Below are 16,228 nucleotides of genomic sequence, written 5' to 3' on the forward strand. Positions count from 1 at the left end.
TTTTTTGACAAGCTGACTCCGCAGGATAGGAATTTACCCATCCTGCGGAGCTTTTTTGCTTAATCGGCGTCCATGGCGACCACACAGGCGCTGAGCACCTGGCTGAGGATCGGCGTGCAGACGGACGCGCCGCCGCCGCCCTCCTCGACCACGACGATGAAGGCGAGGGGATAGTCGCTGTCCTGCAGGAAGCCTGCAAAGACAGCGTTGGCAGCCTTCCCGCCGCCGTTTTCCGCCGTGCCGGACTTTCCGCCTGCGTATAGTCCGGCGAAGTTCCACTCGCCGTAGACGTTGACGACGGCATTGTGCATCATGTCCGCAAGGCGGTCGGCCGTCGTGCTGTCGAGCAGACGTCCTGTGGAGCTTGTGGAGGCCTTGTACTTGACCGAATCACCGTATGTGACCTCCTTTACGAGGTATGGCTCTGCGGCGGAGCCGCCGTTTGCGATCGCGCCCATATAGGTCATATACTGACAGGGGTTGATCTGGTCCGTATACTGGCCGATGCCGGCCCATGCCAGCTCGGATTCCGCCGCATTGGAGACATCAAAGCTTCCGGCGGCCGTCGTCGTGCCGTCAAAGCTGTAGCGGCGCGTGACGCCGACCTGCTCGGCATAGCGCATCAGCGTCTTTGGGCCGAGCTCAGCTGCGATCTCGCCGAAAACGACGTTGCAGGAATGGGCCAGCGCCTCTTCAAAGTTCAGCGTGCCGTGCACGCCGTTGCACTGGATGGTCTCGCCGCCGATGACGGCGCTGCCCTCGCAGGTGAACGTCCGGGATCCGATATCCGGGATCTCATCCAGCGCGGCCGCAGCCGTGACGAGCTTGAAGACGGATCCGGGCGTATAGGTGGCGTGCAGGAAGCGGTTGACATACACGCCCTCGTAGGTCTCGGGGCTGCCCTCCACGTCCGGCACATCGTCCGGGTCGTAGGTTGGGGAGGAGACGGCGCAGAGGATCTCGCCCGTCTTGTAATTATAAACGCCGACGGTTCCCTTGCGCCCGTCGAGCGCGGCCAGCGCCGTGCGCTGCACGTCTGCGCTTACGGTCAGCATCATCTGACCCTCGCGCTTGCCGGTGGAATAGGTGCCGTTGATGCGGTCGAAGCCGACAAGCTCCGAACCGTATTCCTGCAGCAGGAACGGCGTGATATTGCCCTCACGGTCGCCGAGCAGGTGCAGCATGCTGCGGCGCAGCGAGGCACTGTCGGCATAGGACTTGCCGTTCGTGGCATCGAGCACGACGGTGCCGCCGCGGTCGACGATCTTGCCGCTGTTCATAACGCCGTCCGTATAGACATGGGGGCTGTTCTGGAACGTGACCCAGTCCGGTGAATCGATAAAGTAGCGCACCACGATCACGCCCATGCCGAGCAAAAGCATCCCCGCCAGCGCAAGTGCGAACCACGCGCGTTTTGCAAGCTTATTCAAGCGGCTCCACCTCCTCTGCCTTTGCGGTGCGGACCGCGAAGCTGGCGTTCTGGCGCGTGTCCGCCGCCTTGAGGAAGGCGATCAGGCCCCACGAGGCCAGCATGCTCGAGCCGCCGTTGGAAAGGAACGGGAACGTCACGCCGGTCAGCGGGAGCAGGTCCATCGTGCCGAACACGTTCAGAATGGTCTGGATGGTCAGGATCGCCACGGCGGCGCAGGCAGCAATGGTATAGAAGCTGCTGCGGCCGACCTTGGCCGAGCGGACGGTAAACACCGCAAGGATCACGATGACCGCAACGGCGCATAGGCCGATGATAAGGCCCCATTCCTCACAGAGGAAAGCAAAAACGAGGTCCGTATCCGCCGCAAAGACATATTTGAGCCAGCCGTTGCCCGCGCCGAGGCCAAACAGGCCGCCGGAGGCGATGCACATCATCGCGCGCGTCTGCTGGTAGCCGCCCGCAGAGGCATATTCCCACGCATGGCCCCATGTTGCAAAGCGGCGCAGGATATGCGGCCGGAAGCGAACGGCCAGAACGCCTGCAAAACCCGTGGCCGCGCAGGCCAGCGTGACCGTGGCGAAGCTGCCGGAACGCAGGAAGGCGATGACGAGGAACGCAACGAAGAAGATGAGCGCCGTGCCGAAGTCGTTCATCAGGGCAAGGCAGCCGCAGATGGCGGCGGAATAGACAATGAACAGGAACAGGTTCCGCTTCGTTACGATGCGGTCCATCGTGGATGCGCCGACATAGAGGAAGCAGAGCTTGACCAGCTCGGACGGCTGGAACGAGATGCCGCCAAGCGAGATCCAGTTGCGCGCGCCGTTGTTCTCCTGCCCGAACACCAGATTGACGAGCAGCAGGAGCATGCCGCCGACGGCGGCCAGATAGCGAAATTTCTTCGCGCGGGACAGGTCGCGCAGCGACCAGCCGATGATCAGATAGATCACGATGCCGCCGAGCAGGCAGATGAGCTGCTTTGTAAGATTGGCTGGGTTATCCGAGGCGATGACGGCAAAGCCGAGCGTACTGAGGAAAAAGGCCAGCGTTTCCACCTCGTAGCCGCTGCGGCGCATCATGCGCAGCACGGCAAACAGCAGCCAGCCCACAGCCAGCAGGCCGAGGAAGCTCAGCACGACCGTTTGGGCCGTTTCGGCCTCCGCGCCCATCCAGAGCTGCAGCGTCGTCAGGAGCTGGAAGACCGTCAGCAGAAACAGGGTCAGCGCAGGGGAGGACTGGTGGGCCGGGCGCGTGCGGCTGGCAAGCTGCTCCTCGAGCTCGGACTGCGTGACGGGTGCAAGCACCATGTCCACGCCGCCGAGCGAGATGGTATCGCCGTAGTTTACGGCAGCCATCTGGACCGGCTCGCCGTTGAGCGTGACTGCGCCGCGTGAGCCGATGTCCGTGACGGACCAGCTGCCGTCATCATAGCGCGTGAGGACGGCGTGCGTGCGCGAAACGGTCGGGAAGTCCACGACGATGTCGCAGCCCTTCGCGCGGCCGAGGATATTCTCCCAGTGTGTCAGAGGGAGCTGATTGCCGTCCGGCATGACGAGCCATGCCCACGTCTCCGGCTCCCGCCGGAATTTCAGCAGCGGCCGGGCACAGCGCCACAGCAGCAGCACGGCCAGCACCGGCGCAAGGTAGCGCCACACGGTGCAGAACACCGAGACAAAGCCGGAGCCGCTTCCCTGAAAGTATTCGGCGGCAGAGGCAAAAAATGCGTCCATGGATTCCTCCTTTCCGGCTCAGCCGGGGATATCGTCATAATCCGGATCGTCGATCTCCATATCGTCGTCCGGGTCGATCTGTGTTTCGTAGGCAGGCTCCTCGGCAGCGCTCGTGTAGCTCGGCTCCGTCACAGGCGGCAGGTCGTCCACGGTGCGGATCGTATAGTACAGGCTCGTCTGCAGGGGATGGCGCTTACGGGCAAGGCGCTTGTTGACGCGGTCACCGATGACGGTGTAGAGCACGGCAAAGACCGGCACGCCAAGAAGCATCCCGGCAAAGCCGAAGATACCGCCGAAGACCAGAATGGCAACGAGCACCCAGAAGTCCGAAATGCCGAGCTTTTCACCCAGAATGCGGTTTTCGATGATGTTGCCGTCGACCTGCTGCAGAATGAGGATGAAAATGCAGAAATACAGGGCGTTGACGGGCTTGTCAATCATCAGGAGCAGGGCCGAGGGCACCGCGCCGAGGAAGGGGCCAAAGAAGGGAATAATGTTCGTCACGCCGACGATCGTGCCGATGAGCGCCGCATAGGGCATGCCCATGAACAGCACGCCGAAGTAGGTGATGACGCCGACGAGCACGGCGTCGATGATCTTTCCCATAACATAGCCGCCGAAGATGCTGTTCGTCCGGCGGGCCAGCTCCAGCAGGCGATCGGCATGCTGGCGACTGAAGACCGCCACGGTGACCTTCTTGGCCTGCGCACAGAGTTCTTCCTTAAAGATCAGGATATATACGGCCGCGACGATGCCGAGCAGGATATTGAAGATGACCATCACAACGCTGTAGACCGAGCTCGTCAGGCTCGTGACGATCACGCTGTAATCGAGCTTCTTCAGCCAGCCGATGACCATCTCCAGCGGGTCGCCGACGGTTTTTTCCAGGAAGGACTGGATGTCACTGTTCGTGAAAATGCCGCGGAACCACTTGCTGATGGTCGCATAATAGCTTTCGAGCTTTTCGGGCTGCAGCAGCTCCTCGATGCTTGCAATCAGGTTCGGCACGATAAGAGCGATGAGTGCATAGACCGCGAGGCAGAACACCAGCACGGCAGCGCAGATCCCGGTGATCTTGCTGATGCGCGCGGCCATCCGATCGCTGAGGTTCCGCTTGGCAAGCAGCCTGTCCATGATCCGCTGCGTGACCTTCATAACGGGATTCATCAGATAGGCAAACAGGCAGCCGTAGAGCAGAGCGGCGATGATGTTGAGGAATTCGACGATCAGATCATAAAAGCCGCGCAGGTTGGAGAAAACGAGCCAGAACAGTCCGGCGGCGACAATCACAAGAAAGGCCGTGAGACCCCATTTGACATATTTTTCATTGCGATTCAGCTTCATAGCGTATCCTCGTGTCATGATATTCTATTCTAGGATACCACGAAGCGGCGGAATCGTCAAGCAGAGAAGTCCTGCGGGAAATTTTTTTCCATTTCCCAAAACGGGGCTTGCAATTTATGGCGCCGGTGTGGTATGTTGACAGCAGAGGTGAGAGTACCATGGCAAAATCGGAACGGCAGAAGCTGAAGCTCCTCATCCTTCGCGATTATCTGCGCAGCCACACGGACGAGCAGCACCCGGTGTCCATGCAGCAGATTCTTGCCGCGCTGGAGGGCGAGGGCATCCGTGCGGAGCGCAAAAGCGTCTATGATGATCTGGACACCCTGCGCGATTACGGCATGGAAATTCGCAAGGTCAGCGGCAAAAACGGCGGCTATTATGTGCCGGAGCGTGATTTCGCCCTTTCAGAGCTGAAGCTGCTCGTCGACGCCGTGCAGGCGGCGCGGTTCCTCTCCGAAAAGGAGTCCATGGCCCTGATCCGCAAGCTCGCCGCCCTCTCGAGCGCGCACGAAGCGGAGCTGCTGCGGCGCGAGGTCGTCGTTACCGGCCGCGCCAAAAGCGGCAGCGAGGACGTCTGCCGCAATGTCGATACGCTGCATGCGGCCATCGCCGGGAACAGCCGCATCACGTTCCGCTATTTTGACTGGGATCTGCAGGGCCGGCGCCGCTTCCGGCCGAAGACCTATGAGGCAAGCCCCATCGCGCTGTGCTGGGAGGACGAGAACTATTATCTCGTGGCCTACGGCGCGCCGCACGGCCTGACGCACTACCGCGTGGACAAGATGACGGAGATCACGGCGACGGGCGTCCCGCGCGAGAGCAACGACGAGACGCGCTCCTTTGACCCGGCCGTCTATTCCCAGCAGGTGTTCGGCATGTTCCGCGGGGAGCAGTGCCGCATGAAGCTGCGGTTTGAAAACTCGCTGGCAGGCGTTGTGCTCGACCGCTTCGGCCGTGACCGCCTGCTCGTGCCGGACGGGCCGGACCACTTTGTCTTTCAGGCGGATATCTCCGTTTCACCGACGTTCCTCGGCTGGCTTGCAGGCTTCGGCGGCCGGGCGGAGATCGTGTTCCCGGCGTCGGCGGCGGAAGCCTACCGCGATTTTCTGCGCCGTGCGCTTTCCGCAGCAGAGTAAGGCAGAACGGAAATGATTTGTTCTCAAAGTATTCATAATTTCGTGGTATACTGGCAAAAAAGAGACAGGAGGACTCTTGTATGGAAAAGCAGCCCCCCAACATCGACAGCCGCCTGCGCCACATTCTGCGTATGCCGCAGGAGATCTATCAAGCAAGCGGCATCATCGTCAACGGCCGAAGGCTGAAGAGCTTCGTATTCACGACCGATCTGGCCATCATCCGCAACTGCGACGCGGACGCCGTATTTGCCGTCTATCCATTCACACCGCAGCAGGCCATCAGCGACGCGATCATCAAATATTCCTATGTCCCCGTATTCTGCGGCGTCGGCGGCGGCACGACGCGCGGCCTGCGCACGGTGCAGCTTGCGCGCGACGTCGAATCGCAGGGCGCGATGGGCGTTGTGCTCAATGCGCCGATCAACAATCTGAATCTCCGCGCGGTCTCCGGCGTGATCGATATCCCGACCGTCATCACCGTGACAAAATTCGGCACGGACTTCGAGGCGCGCATCGAGGCCGGAGCCTCCATTCTGAACATCGCAGCCGCTGCGCAGACGCCGGAGCTTGTGCGGGAGGCCCGCAAGGCCCTGCCGGACGTGCCCATCATCGCAACGGGCGGCAAGACCGGCGAGAGTATCCTGCGCACCATCGAGGCAGGTGCAAACGCCATCACCTATACGCCGCCATCGACGTATGAGCTGTTTCAGGAAATGATGAAGGGCTATCGCGAATAAACAAGCCAATTTTTTTGACAAGCTGAGGACCGCTGCGCGACGCAGCGGTCCTTTCCATATTTGTATTTTGATACTTCTGCAGCAGCGCTTCCTGAGCGGGTATCAGGCGCGCTTTCTGCGCTCGAGCGCGTCGCGGATCAGCCCGTGCAGGAGCAGCAGCGCACAGTACAGCAGCAGCGCCGCGCAGAACACAAAGACAAAATCATGCGGCAGAGAATAGGTCGTGGCAGTGAGCCCCAGAAGAGTGACGTGCGCCAGCAGATAGGCGACCGGCAGCAGGATCACGCGCTCCGTCCAGACGCAGGCTCGCGGCTTTTTCCGGACAAAAATACGGACGAGCACAGCGGCTGCCAAAACGATCAGGGCTACAAAGGCATAGTAATTGAGCGTCAGGGACGGCAGGGCGATCATGCCGCCGGAGGCCATCGGCTTTCCCGCGAGATAAACGGCCTCCGTGCCGTCGTTTTCGCTATAGAGAACGGTGAGCGGCTTACCGCCCTCCGCCTTGAGCCGGGCGGCCTGAGTATGCGGGCCGGAGAACCAGCGCTCCCAGAGCGTCGACCAGGCCTCCACAAGGCAGATCTCGCGCAACGGATCGTCCGGATCGACAAAGCGCTCCGTCGAGACGTTGGCGACATCAGCACGGAACGTAAGCTCCAGCGCTCCCGCATCCTCCGTCACCTGCACAAGATCGTCCGTATAGGGGAAATAGATCGGAGCATTCAAAATGCCGGCTGCGGATATCACGGCCGTCAGGACAAACAGAGCCGTCATCACGATGATTTGCAGGCGCTTGCGCGCCAGCCTTTTCTGCAAATGCTGCAGGGGCGCGGCGTCCGGAGCGGGCTGCAGGGCAGGCGGGGCCTGTGTCTCCTGCAGGGCGGCGCGGCAGTCCGCGCAGGTGCGCAGGTGCTTTTCTACAAAGACAGCGGTCTCCGGGCTCGTAAGCCGCTCGGCATACAGCGGGAGAAGGTCCCGCACAATGCTGCATTCCTGATTCATGTTGATCCCTCCATGTTTTTTCGGATGATGGTTTTGGCGCGATGATAGGTCACGCACGCCCAGTTTTCCGATTTGCCGAAAAGCTGCCCAATGGTCCTGAAGCTCAGACCGCCGAGGGCCCGCCAGAGGAAGACCTCCTTATACGGCTCCGGCGCGCTGTGGAGCGCGGCCCGGATGCGTGCGGCATCGTCCCGGTCTGTGAGCTGCTCCTCCAGACTCGGGGCGGAAGCGGGGAGTGCTTCCATTTTCCCGTCATCCAGCAGCTCGATGCGGCCCATGCGCTTCTGCTCGGTATAGAAGCAGTTCTTCGCGATCTGGCAGAGCCAGACGCGGATATCGCAGGCCCCGCGGAAGCCGGGAAGTGCGCGCATGGCGCGGCAGAATGTTTCGCTCGTCAGCTCTTCGGCAAGCTGGGCATCGTGAGAAAGGGCAAGCAGATAGCGGTAGACATCATCAAAATAAATGCGGTAGATCTCCGCAAGCTCTGACACGGCGCCACCTCCTTTCTGCCAATAAGACCGCGCCGGAGAGAAAATCTTACAGGAATGCGATAAAATTTTTCGCTGCGAATGGTGCCAGCCCCGTTCAGGCTGCAAAAAGGTCCGCTGTCAGGCATAACAGCGGACCTTTACATGCATTTGCGTTCTATCCCGTTTTCAGAAATCAGAAGCGGATGCGACCACCGATGAGGCGACCGGTAGCGGCAAGACGCTCGGCATCACGGCCACGCGGCTCCAGAACGCCATGAGCGCCCAGGACCATGAGGATAGCCAGATAGGTGTCCCAACCGAGGGGAACAGAGCCGCGCTCCATCTCGGAGATCTTCTGACGGCTCTTGCCGACGGCATCACCGAGCTCTGCCTGAGACATCCGCATCTTCTTGCGGTAGGCGGGAATCTCCTGGACGAGAGAACTGATCAGTTCACGCTGCTGTTCGGACTGTACAAACTGAGGCATAACTTTCCCAACTTTCTTTTTAAATTTCAGCCGCCTGCCAACGGCCGATTCCTGTAACAGGAAATTCAGCTCTGTGTGGAAGAATCCATGATTCCTGCTTACATGCTCAATATATCATACTATGTTCCGTTTGTAAACAGGATTTTGCAAAATATTTTGAAATAATTCCATGTAGCCTGCCCAAAACCGAACTGCATGAAACGTTTCAAATTTTACATACGCCGTATTGACGTCAATTGTACAAAAGCATGTCAGTTTGTTATAAATTGACTGCACTCAAACACCGTTCTTGAAGAACGCGACCGCTACGACACCCGGCCCCGTATGTGTGCCGATCACACTGCACAGCAGCGTCTGCTCCAGACTGCCGCAGTGATCGCGCCAGAGCGCCGCGCTGTCCGCCACATATTTCTGCAGCAGGGCATCGCTCAGGCCGGTGTAGCCAAGCAGGATCGGCAGGGAAAAGTCGATGCCGCCGCTCTCGCGTACCTTCTGCACAAGCAGGTTGTTGCCCTGCTTCGAGCCGCGCGCCTTGCCGATCATGGTCACGGCCCCATTTTCCAGCGTAACGACCGGCTTGATGCCGAGCAGCCCGCCCGCGAGCGCCGCCGTGCGTGAGATGCGCCCGCCGCGGCGGAGATACTCCAGCGTATCGAGCAGGCCGAGCAGGCAGATGTCGTCCCGCTTTTTCGTCAGCAGCCCGGCAAGCTCGGCGGCGGCCATGCCGTCCGCCGCCCATTCCAGCGCCAGCTCTGCCAGAATGCCGGATCCGATGGCGGCGCTGCGGCTGTCAACAACATAGATATCCTCATAGTCTGCCGCGGCAATGCAGGCGCTCTGATAGGTCCCGGACAGCTCGGCAGAGATGGTGATGACTACGGCGCTCTCTCCGGCCTGCCGGACGGCCTCAAATTCTTTGACAAAGGCCGCCGGAGTGGCCTGGCTCGTCGTGGGCAGCACGTCGGACTCGATCAGCCGCTCATAAAAGCGCCTGCGGTCGATGGTAACGCCATCAATAAGCTCTTCGTCCCCGAAATGCACCGTCAGCGGAACGGCGCGCACCTGTGCGCGGCAGCGCTCCGGCAGATCGACGGTCGAGTCGACAAGAATGCGGACGGGTTTCATAGGGTATCCTCCTGTTCTGCGGCGCACAGCCGCTCCAGATTGCCGCAGATCAATTCCAGTGCGGCATACATTTTGCTCCGCTGCTCCTCTGTCAGGCCCATGCTGGCAGCGTCCTCCATCGAGGCAATGCGTGCCTGCAGGGCGGCGAAGACCTCGCGCCCACGGTCCGTGAGATACAGGGGACTACGGTAGCGGCGCGATACGGCCTCCGTGGTCACATAGCCGTTTTGCAGCAGAAATTCCAGTGTCCGCGAGACGGCGGCCTTGTCCTCATCGCAGCGCTCGGAAAGCTCCGCCGCCGTCTGGGGGCCGTCCAGCCCGAGATAGTACAGGCACGAGACATGTGGGCCCTTCAGACCGAAGAGCGCCATTTCCTCCGCCTTCAGGCGGCGGATGCAGCGGCTGATGCGCGCGATGCGCTGCGTAAAGACCCCATAGCGTTCTACCATGGTGTTCCTCCATTTCGATATGTTGATTTATCAACTTGTCTGCAGAGTATAGCACAAACTTATTGATTTGTCAACATTCGGGGCAGCACCGCACAATTCAGCAAGAGCATTCGGCGAAAAATGTCCGGCGAAGGCCAAAGGTGAATTATGCGGTGTTGCCCAAAGTGTAGGAACGTGCCGAACGAGCGCGGCATACCATGGGATGAGTGCGAAATAAAGGAGGAATCATATTTGGAATTCAGAACGCAACCCATGATCGAAGCGGCGCTCCGCGAGGCGCGGCAGGAGGCCGCGCAGGAAGCGCCGCAGCCGGAGCGCACGGAACAGCAGGATGCCGCCTGCGGCATGCTTCCGGCCTGCGCGCCGCTGGCAAATCCCTTTGTCCCGTTCCAGAGGGATGATCCGCCCGTCTATACAGCGGCGGTCGGGGCCGTGCGCGGTACCCTGTTTCCGGGGCTGGACCTTCCGCTGCGCGGGCAGGAGAACAGCGGCGAGCTGAGCGGTACGCTGCAGCGCGATCTGCAGGCGCTGGGCTTCGCCGTGGTGGAGCTTGGCGAATACCTCGATACGCATCCCGGCGATGCCAGAGCGGCGGAGCTGTTCCGCTCCTATTCTGGGCTTTATGCGCAGGCGGCAGCCGCCTGGGAGGCCGAGAACGGCCCCATCGTCCAGCGCAGCGCCGTGGGCGAGTCCGGTTATGACTGGCTGCGCGGCCCGTGGCCGTGGCAGTACGCTGCAAACGACGGGGAGGGCTGACGATGTTTGTCTATGAAAAGAAGCTGCAGTATCCGGTGCGGATCAAAAACACGAACCCGAAGCTCGCGAGCATCATCATCTCGCAGTACGGCGGCCCGAACGGCGAGCTTGGCGCGGCGCTCCGGTATCTGTCCCAGCGCTATTCCATGCCGTTTGACGAGCAGCGCGGCCTGCTGACGGATATCGGCACGGAGGAGCTCGGGCATCTGGAGATGGTCGGCACGATCGTCCACCAGCTCACGCGGAACCTGACGGAGGAGCAGCAGCAGGAGAGCTCCTTTGCGCCGTATTTCGTCGATCACACAGCTGGCGTCTATCCGCAGGCGGCCTCCGGCGCGCCCTGGTCAGCCGCAACGATGCAGGTCATGGGCGACCCCATCAGCGATCTGTGCGAGAACCTTGCGGCCGAGCAGAAGGCCCGCTCGACGTATGACAACATTCTGCGCCTGTCGGACGATCCGGATGTGAACGACGTCATCCGCTTCCTCCGCGCGCGGGAGGTCGTGCATTTCCAGCGCTTCGGCGAGGCGATCGAGAAGCTGCGCGAGCACCTCGACCGCAGGAACGTATATCTCTACAATCCGGCGATCGAGGCATAAAAATTGCCCGGCGGGAGCATCCGCTCCCGCCGGGCAGGGTTTTTTCAAATATCGAACTGACTGCGGTACAGCTCGGCATAGAAGCCGTTTTTCTCCAGCAGGGTCCTGTGGTTGCCCTGCTCGATGATGTGGCCGTCTTTCATCACCAGAATGACGTCCGCCTCGCGGATGGTCGAGAGGCGATGGGCGACGATGAAGCTCGTGCGGCCCTGCATCAGGCGGTTGAAGGCCTCCTGGATCTTGATCTCCGTGCGCGTGTCGATGGAGGACGTCGCCTCGTCGAGGATGAGCATCGGAGGCAGGCAGAGCATGACGCGCGTAATGCACAGCAGCTGCTTCTGCCCCTGGGACAGGCCGCCGCCGTCCTCCGTGATCGGCGTGTCATAGCCCTGCGGCAGGCGGCGAATGAAGCCGTGCGCATGCGAGGCCTTTGCCGCGGCGATGACCTCCTCGTCCGTTGCGTCCGGCTTGCCCATGACGATATTCTCGCGGATGGTACCGGTCTTGAGCCAGGTGTCCTGCAGCACCATGCCGTAGGACGTGCGCAGGCTGCCGCGCGTCAAATCGCGGATATCCTCGCCGCTCACGCGGATGCAGCCGCTGTCAACATCGTAGAAGCGCATGAGCAGATTGATGATCGTCGTCTTGCCGCAGCCGGTCGGGCCGACGATGGCGATACGCTGGCCGGGCTTCGCGGCAAGATCAAAATGCTCGATCAGGTGCTGCTCCGGGACGTAGGAGAACGAGACGTCCTCCAGCGCAACGCTGCCGTCGGGGTCCGTGAGCGTCTTCGCATCGGCGGGCTCCGGGGTCTGCGGCGTTTCCTCGATGAGCTCGAAGATGCGGTCGGCGCAGGCCAGCGCATTCTGCAGCTCCGTTACCACGCCGGAAATTTCGTTGAAGGGCTTCGTATACTGGTTGGCATAGCTGAGGAAGCTTGTCAGCTGGCCGACGGAGATGCCGCCGTGCACGGCGCTGAGCGCGCCCGCCACGCAGACGCCCGCATAGACGAGCGAGTTGACAAAGCGCGTGGACGGATTCGTGATGGACGAGAAGAAAATGGCGCGCAGCGAGCACTTGCGCAGCCGCTCGTTGACCTCGTCAAAGCGGCCCTGTGCGCGTTCCTGATAGCCGAAGGCCTGCACGACCTTCTGATTGCCGACCATCTCATCAATGATGCCGGTCTGCCCGCCGCGGGCGGCGGACTGCTCCTTGAACATGGCGTAGGTCTTGCGGGCGATAAAGCTCGCAACGAACAGCGACACCGGCGTGATGACCACGACGACGAGCGTGATGAGCGGATTCATCCACAGCATGAACAGCAGCGTGCCGACGATGGTGAGCACGCCCGTAAAGAACTGCGTGAAGCCCATGAGCAGGCCGTCGGCGAACTGGTCGACATCCGCAATCATGCGGCTGACGATCTCGCCGTAGCTGTGCGCATCGATGTAGCGCAGGGGAAGGATCTCCAGCCGCGCAAAGGCATCGCTGCGGATATCGCGCACGGTGCGGTAGGTGATGCGGTTGTTGCAGGCGTTCATGATCCACTGCGACAGCGCCGTTGCGCCGATGAGGATGCCCATTTTGAGCAGCAGACGGGCGATGATGGAAAACTCCACCTGCCCCGGCGCGACGATGAGGTCGACGGCCTGCCCGATGAGGATCGGCAGATACAGCGTCATGGCTACGGTCAGCGCGGCAAACAGCAGAGACAGAATCAGCAGCAGCCAGTATTTTTTCAGATAGCGCAGGAGCTTGCGCATGGTATTTTTCTTTTTCATGCGTTCTGCGCCTCCTTCGGGAACTGGGAATAGTAGATCTCCTGATAGACCGGGCACGATTCGAGCAGCTCGGCATGTGTGCCCTGCCCGACGAGCGCGCCGTCATCCAGCACAAGGATCTGATCGGCATACTGGATGGAGGCCGCGCGCTGCGACACGAGGAACACGGTGACATTCGCGTCGTGAGCGCGGATGGCCTTGCGCAGGCGCGCGTCCGTGGCATAGTCCAGCGCGGAGGCGCTGTCGTCCAGAATGAGAATTTCCGGATCGCGCACGAGCGCGCGGGCGACGGTCAGGCGCTGCCGCTGGCCGCCGGAGAGGTTCTTGCCGCCCTGCGCGACCTCGGCATTCAGCCCGCCCTCGCGGGTTGAGACAAATTCTGCCGCCTGCGAGGTCTCGAGCGCGACCTGAAGCTCGGCCTCCGTTGCGTCCTCCTTGCCCCAGCGAAGATTCTCCGCGATGGTCCCGGCAAACAGGACGGCCTTCTGCGGCACGATGCCGATCTTGCTGCGCAGCTGCCCGGCAGGATAGTCGCGCACGTCGACGCCGTCGACGAGGATGCGCCCGGCCGTCGCGTCATAGAAGCGGGGAATGAGATTGACAAGCGAGGACTTGCCGGAGCCCGTGCCGCCGATGATGCCGACGGTCTGGCCGCGCCGCACGCGGAAGCTCAGGCCGGACAGCGACTCTGCGCCCGCGCCGCCGTAGCGCAGCGCGACATTTTCGAACACGACTGCGTCCTGTGCAGTGGGATCATCCTGAGCGGGCTCGCCCGGGAACGTCATACTCGAATTCTCGTCAAACACGCTTTCGATGCGGCGGGCGCAGGCAGCCGCCTTCGTGATCGTAATGATCAGGTTCGCGAGCTTGATGAGCTCGACCAGGATCTGGGACATGTAATTGACGAGCGCCACGACCTGGCCCTGCGTCAGCGCGCCGCGCTCGACCTGCCACGCGCCCGTCCAGATCAGGGCGACGATCGCGCTGTTGATGAGGACGTAGGTCAGGGGGTTCATCAAGGCGGAAATGCGGCCCACAAAGAGCTGCAGACGCGTCAGGCTCTCATTCTCCTCTGCAAACTGTGCCGTCTCCTCAGCCTCCTTGTGGAAGGCGCGGATGACGCGCACGCCGCTGAGATTCTCGCGTGTGCGGCGCAGCAGGCGGTCCAGCCCGGCCTGTGCACGGCGGTAGAGCGGCATGGTCAGCAGCATGATGCCGAACACGACGACGGACAGCAGGGGAATGGCCACCGCAAAGACGAGCGCAGAGCGGACGTCGATGGTAAAGGCCATGACCATCGCGCCGAACACGATAAACGGTGAGCGCAGGAACAGGCGCAGCACCAGATTCACGCCGGACTGCAGCTGATTGACGTCGCTCGTCATACGCGTGATGAGCGAGGCCGTGCCGAGATGGTCCATCTCGCTGTAGGACAGGCTCTGGATATGGCGGAACAGAGCGGATTTCAGCCCGGCCGCAAAGCCGACGGCGGCCTTCGCCGCGAAATACTGCGCCGTGATGGAGCAGATGAGGCCGATGAGCGCCAGACCGACCATCAGCAGCACCATACGGACGATGTAATGAACGTCGCCCGTGGCGATGCCGACGTCGATGATCTTCGTGACGACAAGCGGCACGAGCAGCTCGAACGAAGCCTCGAGCAGCTTGAACAGCGGCCCTAGAATGCTCTCTTTTTTATAATCCTTCAAATAGACCAGCAGCTTTTTCATGCTTCACCTCACGCCCCGCAGGGCAAATGTTTTTCCCAAATATTTAGTATAGCATATCCGCCGCAGTTTGAACAGACCCACTTCCGGCAAAAGCAGCCTCCCTGCAGGAGGCCATCGACCACATGAAGAAGCTGAAAAAATATCTGGAGTAAAAGAAAACCGGGCTCCCGGGGAAGGGGAGTCCGGCGTGATTATTTCTTCTTTGACAGATGCCATAACTTCTTCCTTCCCGCAGTAAGAAAAGGAGAAATTGAGAAGGTCTGTTGTCCATTTGTTGTCCAAGGTGAAAACGCCCAGTACAAAACAGACTGAAAAGTATAGAAAAACACTCGATTTCAAGTGAAATCGAGTGTTTTTGGTGGAGATAAGCGGGATCGAACCGCTGACCTCTTGAATGCCATTCAAGCGCTCTCCCAGCTGAGCTATACCCCCATATGAACTTTTCTTGTGTCGTTTCCCTCAGTGCACGGGTATTATATCAAACCTCCCGCCAAATTGCAAGTACTTTTTTCAAATTTTTTGATTTTTTTCGGCAGGAAAATTTGACGTCAGAATACAGATTCAAAAGTTCATATTAAAACGATATATTTCCTATTTCCCTTGCTGCGATCTTCGCTCGAACAGCAGGCAATTGAGCACGCCGCCATAGAACAGAATGGACATGCACACATAAAGCCACAGCATGGCCATGGCGATGCCGGCAAGGCTGCCGTAAAACACGGAGTAGGAGCCGAAGTGCTGCACATAGACGGAGAACAGCGATGAAAACACCAGCCAGCCGAGCGAGGCACCGGCTGCACCCGGCAGCGCGCGGAGCAGGGGAATGCGGCGGTTCGGGAAAACGCACAGGATCGCCCAGAACAGCAGCGTCAGCAGGGCAAACAGCACAAGGCCCCGGAAGCGAAGCACGCGCGACAGCAGGCGCAGGATCGGCACATGCTTTCCGGCGATCCACGCGGTAAGCTGGCTGCCGAAGACATGCAGCACCAGCGTCAGCAGGAGGGCGGCAAGCAGCAGCACGGTATAAAGCACGCTGACCAGCCGCGTATAGACATAGCCGCGGCTCTCGCGTTCACCGTAGATCGCGTTCAGGCCGGTCTTGATGCAGTAAACACCACGGGAGGACGACCAGATGGCCATAATGGCCGAAACCGGGATAAGCGTGAGGGACGAATTGCTCCCGAGGTCCCGGATGACCCACTCCAGCGCAGGTTCAAACACGGAAGGGATCACGCCGTGCAGGGCAGAGAGCAGGTGCGCCTCCGTCAGGCCGGTGTGCGGCAGCAGCGCCAGAACGAGCAAAATTGCAGGGAAGACGGACAGCACCAGATAAAACGACGCATTTGCGGCATAGAGCGGAACGCGGAACAAAGCGATCCGGCGGATGAAGCGGACGGGAGCCGCGAGCCGATCTGGCATTCTTTTCATTTTATATCTCCCTCCGGCGAAGTTC

At 60.6% G+C, this 16,228-nt stretch carries 15 protein-coding genes and 1 tRNA gene; 4 read left to right on the forward strand and 12 right to left on the reverse strand.

Going from position 1 to position 16,228, the window contains the following annotated elements; genetic code table 11:
- Positions 1–59: 59 nt before the first annotated feature.
- Genes WMO66_RS05075 through WMO66_RS05085 form a run of 3 tightly spaced genes read right to left on the reverse strand, consistent with a single transcriptional unit; the run spans position 60 to position 4,503 of the window.
- Positions 60–1,430 carry a penicillin-binding transpeptidase domain-containing protein gene (locus WMO66_RS05075; protein ID WP_349135302.1) on the reverse strand — a complete coding sequence of 457 codons (1,371 nt, stop codon included), beginning with the start codon at positions 1,428–1,430 and terminating at the stop codon, positions 60–62.
- Positions 1,423–3,159 carry an FtsW/RodA/SpoVE family cell cycle protein gene (locus tag WMO66_RS05080; RefSeq protein WP_349135303.1) on the reverse strand — a complete coding sequence of 579 codons (1,737 nt, stop codon included), beginning with the start codon at positions 3,157–3,159 and terminating at the stop codon, positions 1,423–1,425. Before WMO66_RS05080 ends, WMO66_RS05075 begins: the two co-directional genes overlap by 8 nt.
- A gap of 18 nt (positions 3,160–3,177) precedes the next feature.
- Complete coding sequence (locus WMO66_RS05085) at positions 3,178–4,503, reverse strand: AI-2E family transporter (RefSeq protein WP_349135304.1); 1,326 nt, start codon at positions 4,501–4,503, stop codon at positions 3,178–3,180.
- Between the two features lie 158 nt (positions 4,504–4,661).
- Here WMO66_RS05085 and WMO66_RS05090 point away from each other — a divergent pair, with 158 nt between their 5' ends.
- Positions 4,662–5,639 carry a helix-turn-helix transcriptional regulator gene (locus WMO66_RS05090; RefSeq protein ID WP_349135305.1) on the forward strand — a complete coding sequence of 326 codons (978 nt, stop codon included), beginning with the start codon at positions 4,662–4,664 and terminating at the stop codon, positions 5,637–5,639.
- 80 nt (positions 5,640–5,719) lie between these two features.
- Positions 5,720–6,376, forward strand: a complete 657-nt coding sequence (locus WMO66_RS05095; RefSeq protein WP_349135306.1) for a hydrolase — start codon at positions 5,720–5,722, stop codon at positions 6,374–6,376.
- 102 nt (positions 6,377–6,478) lie between these two features.
- Here WMO66_RS05095 and WMO66_RS05100 read toward each other — a convergent pair whose 3' ends face one another.
- The 5 genes from WMO66_RS05100 to WMO66_RS05120 all read right to left on the reverse strand — a co-directional run bounded on the left by WMO66_RS05100 (position 6,479) and on the right by WMO66_RS05120 (position 9,909).
- Positions 6,479–7,378, reverse strand: a complete 900-nt coding sequence (locus WMO66_RS05100) for a zf-HC2 domain-containing protein (RefSeq protein ID WP_349135307.1) — start codon at positions 7,376–7,378, stop codon at positions 6,479–6,481.
- Positions 7,375–7,869: an RNA polymerase sigma factor gene (locus WMO66_RS05105; protein WP_349135308.1), complete on the reverse strand. Its 495-nt coding sequence runs from the start codon at positions 7,867–7,869 to the stop codon at positions 7,375–7,377. The genes WMO66_RS05100 and WMO66_RS05105 overlap by 4 nt, the downstream gene beginning before the upstream one ends.
- A gap of 172 nt (positions 7,870–8,041) precedes the next feature.
- Positions 8,042–8,335: a helix-turn-helix transcriptional regulator gene (locus WMO66_RS05110; protein WP_349135309.1), complete on the reverse strand. Its 294-nt coding sequence runs from the start codon at positions 8,333–8,335 to the stop codon at positions 8,042–8,044.
- A 276-nt stretch (positions 8,336–8,611) separates the two neighbouring features.
- On the reverse strand, positions 8,612–9,460 hold the full coding sequence (locus tag WMO66_RS05115) for a DegV family protein (RefSeq protein WP_349135310.1): 849 nt from the start codon (positions 9,458–9,460) through the stop codon (positions 8,612–8,614).
- Positions 9,457–9,909 (reverse strand): MarR family winged helix-turn-helix transcriptional regulator, encoded by a 453-nt coding sequence (locus WMO66_RS05120; RefSeq protein ID WP_349135311.1) that lies wholly within the window; start codon positions 9,907–9,909, stop codon positions 9,457–9,459. The genes WMO66_RS05115 and WMO66_RS05120 overlap by 4 nt, the downstream gene beginning before the upstream one ends.
- A gap of 231 nt (positions 9,910–10,140) precedes the next feature.
- Between WMO66_RS05120 and WMO66_RS05125 the strand changes: the two genes are divergently transcribed.
- Positions 10,141–10,665, forward strand: a complete 525-nt coding sequence (locus WMO66_RS05125) for a spore coat protein CotJB (RefSeq protein ID WP_349135312.1) — start codon at positions 10,141–10,143, stop codon at positions 10,663–10,665.
- A 2-nt stretch (positions 10,666–10,667) separates the two neighbouring features.
- Entirely contained in the window at positions 10,668–11,264 is a 597-nt protein-coding gene (locus WMO66_RS05130; protein ID WP_349135313.1) for a manganese catalase family protein, read from the forward strand.
- A 44-nt stretch (positions 11,265–11,308) separates the two neighbouring features.
- Here the strand turns inward: WMO66_RS05130 and WMO66_RS05135 are convergent, their stop codons facing one another.
- From WMO66_RS05135 to WMO66_RS05150, 4 genes are all read right to left on the reverse strand, one after another.
- Positions 11,309–13,045, reverse strand: a complete 1,737-nt coding sequence (locus tag WMO66_RS05135; RefSeq protein ID WP_349135314.1) for an ABC transporter ATP-binding protein — start codon at positions 13,043–13,045, stop codon at positions 11,309–11,311.
- On the reverse strand, positions 13,042–14,775 hold the full coding sequence (locus WMO66_RS05140; RefSeq protein WP_349135315.1) for an ABC transporter ATP-binding protein: 1,734 nt from the start codon (positions 14,773–14,775) through the stop codon (positions 13,042–13,044). Before WMO66_RS05140 ends, WMO66_RS05135 begins: the two co-directional genes overlap by 4 nt.
- 356 nt (positions 14,776–15,131) lie before the next feature.
- Positions 15,132–15,207, reverse strand: a tRNA-Ala gene (locus WMO66_RS05145).
- A gap of 159 nt (positions 15,208–15,366) precedes the next feature.
- Positions 15,367–16,203, reverse strand: coding sequence for a YihY/virulence factor BrkB family protein (locus WMO66_RS05150; protein WP_349135316.1), 837 nt, complete (start codon positions 16,201–16,203; stop codon positions 15,367–15,369).
- Positions 16,204–16,228: the final 25 nt, after the last annotated feature.

Origin of the sequence: Faecousia intestinalis (assembly GCF_040096185.1) — a bacterium.
Classification (GTDB): Bacteria; Bacillota; Clostridia; order Oscillospirales; family Oscillospiraceae; genus JAZOXB01.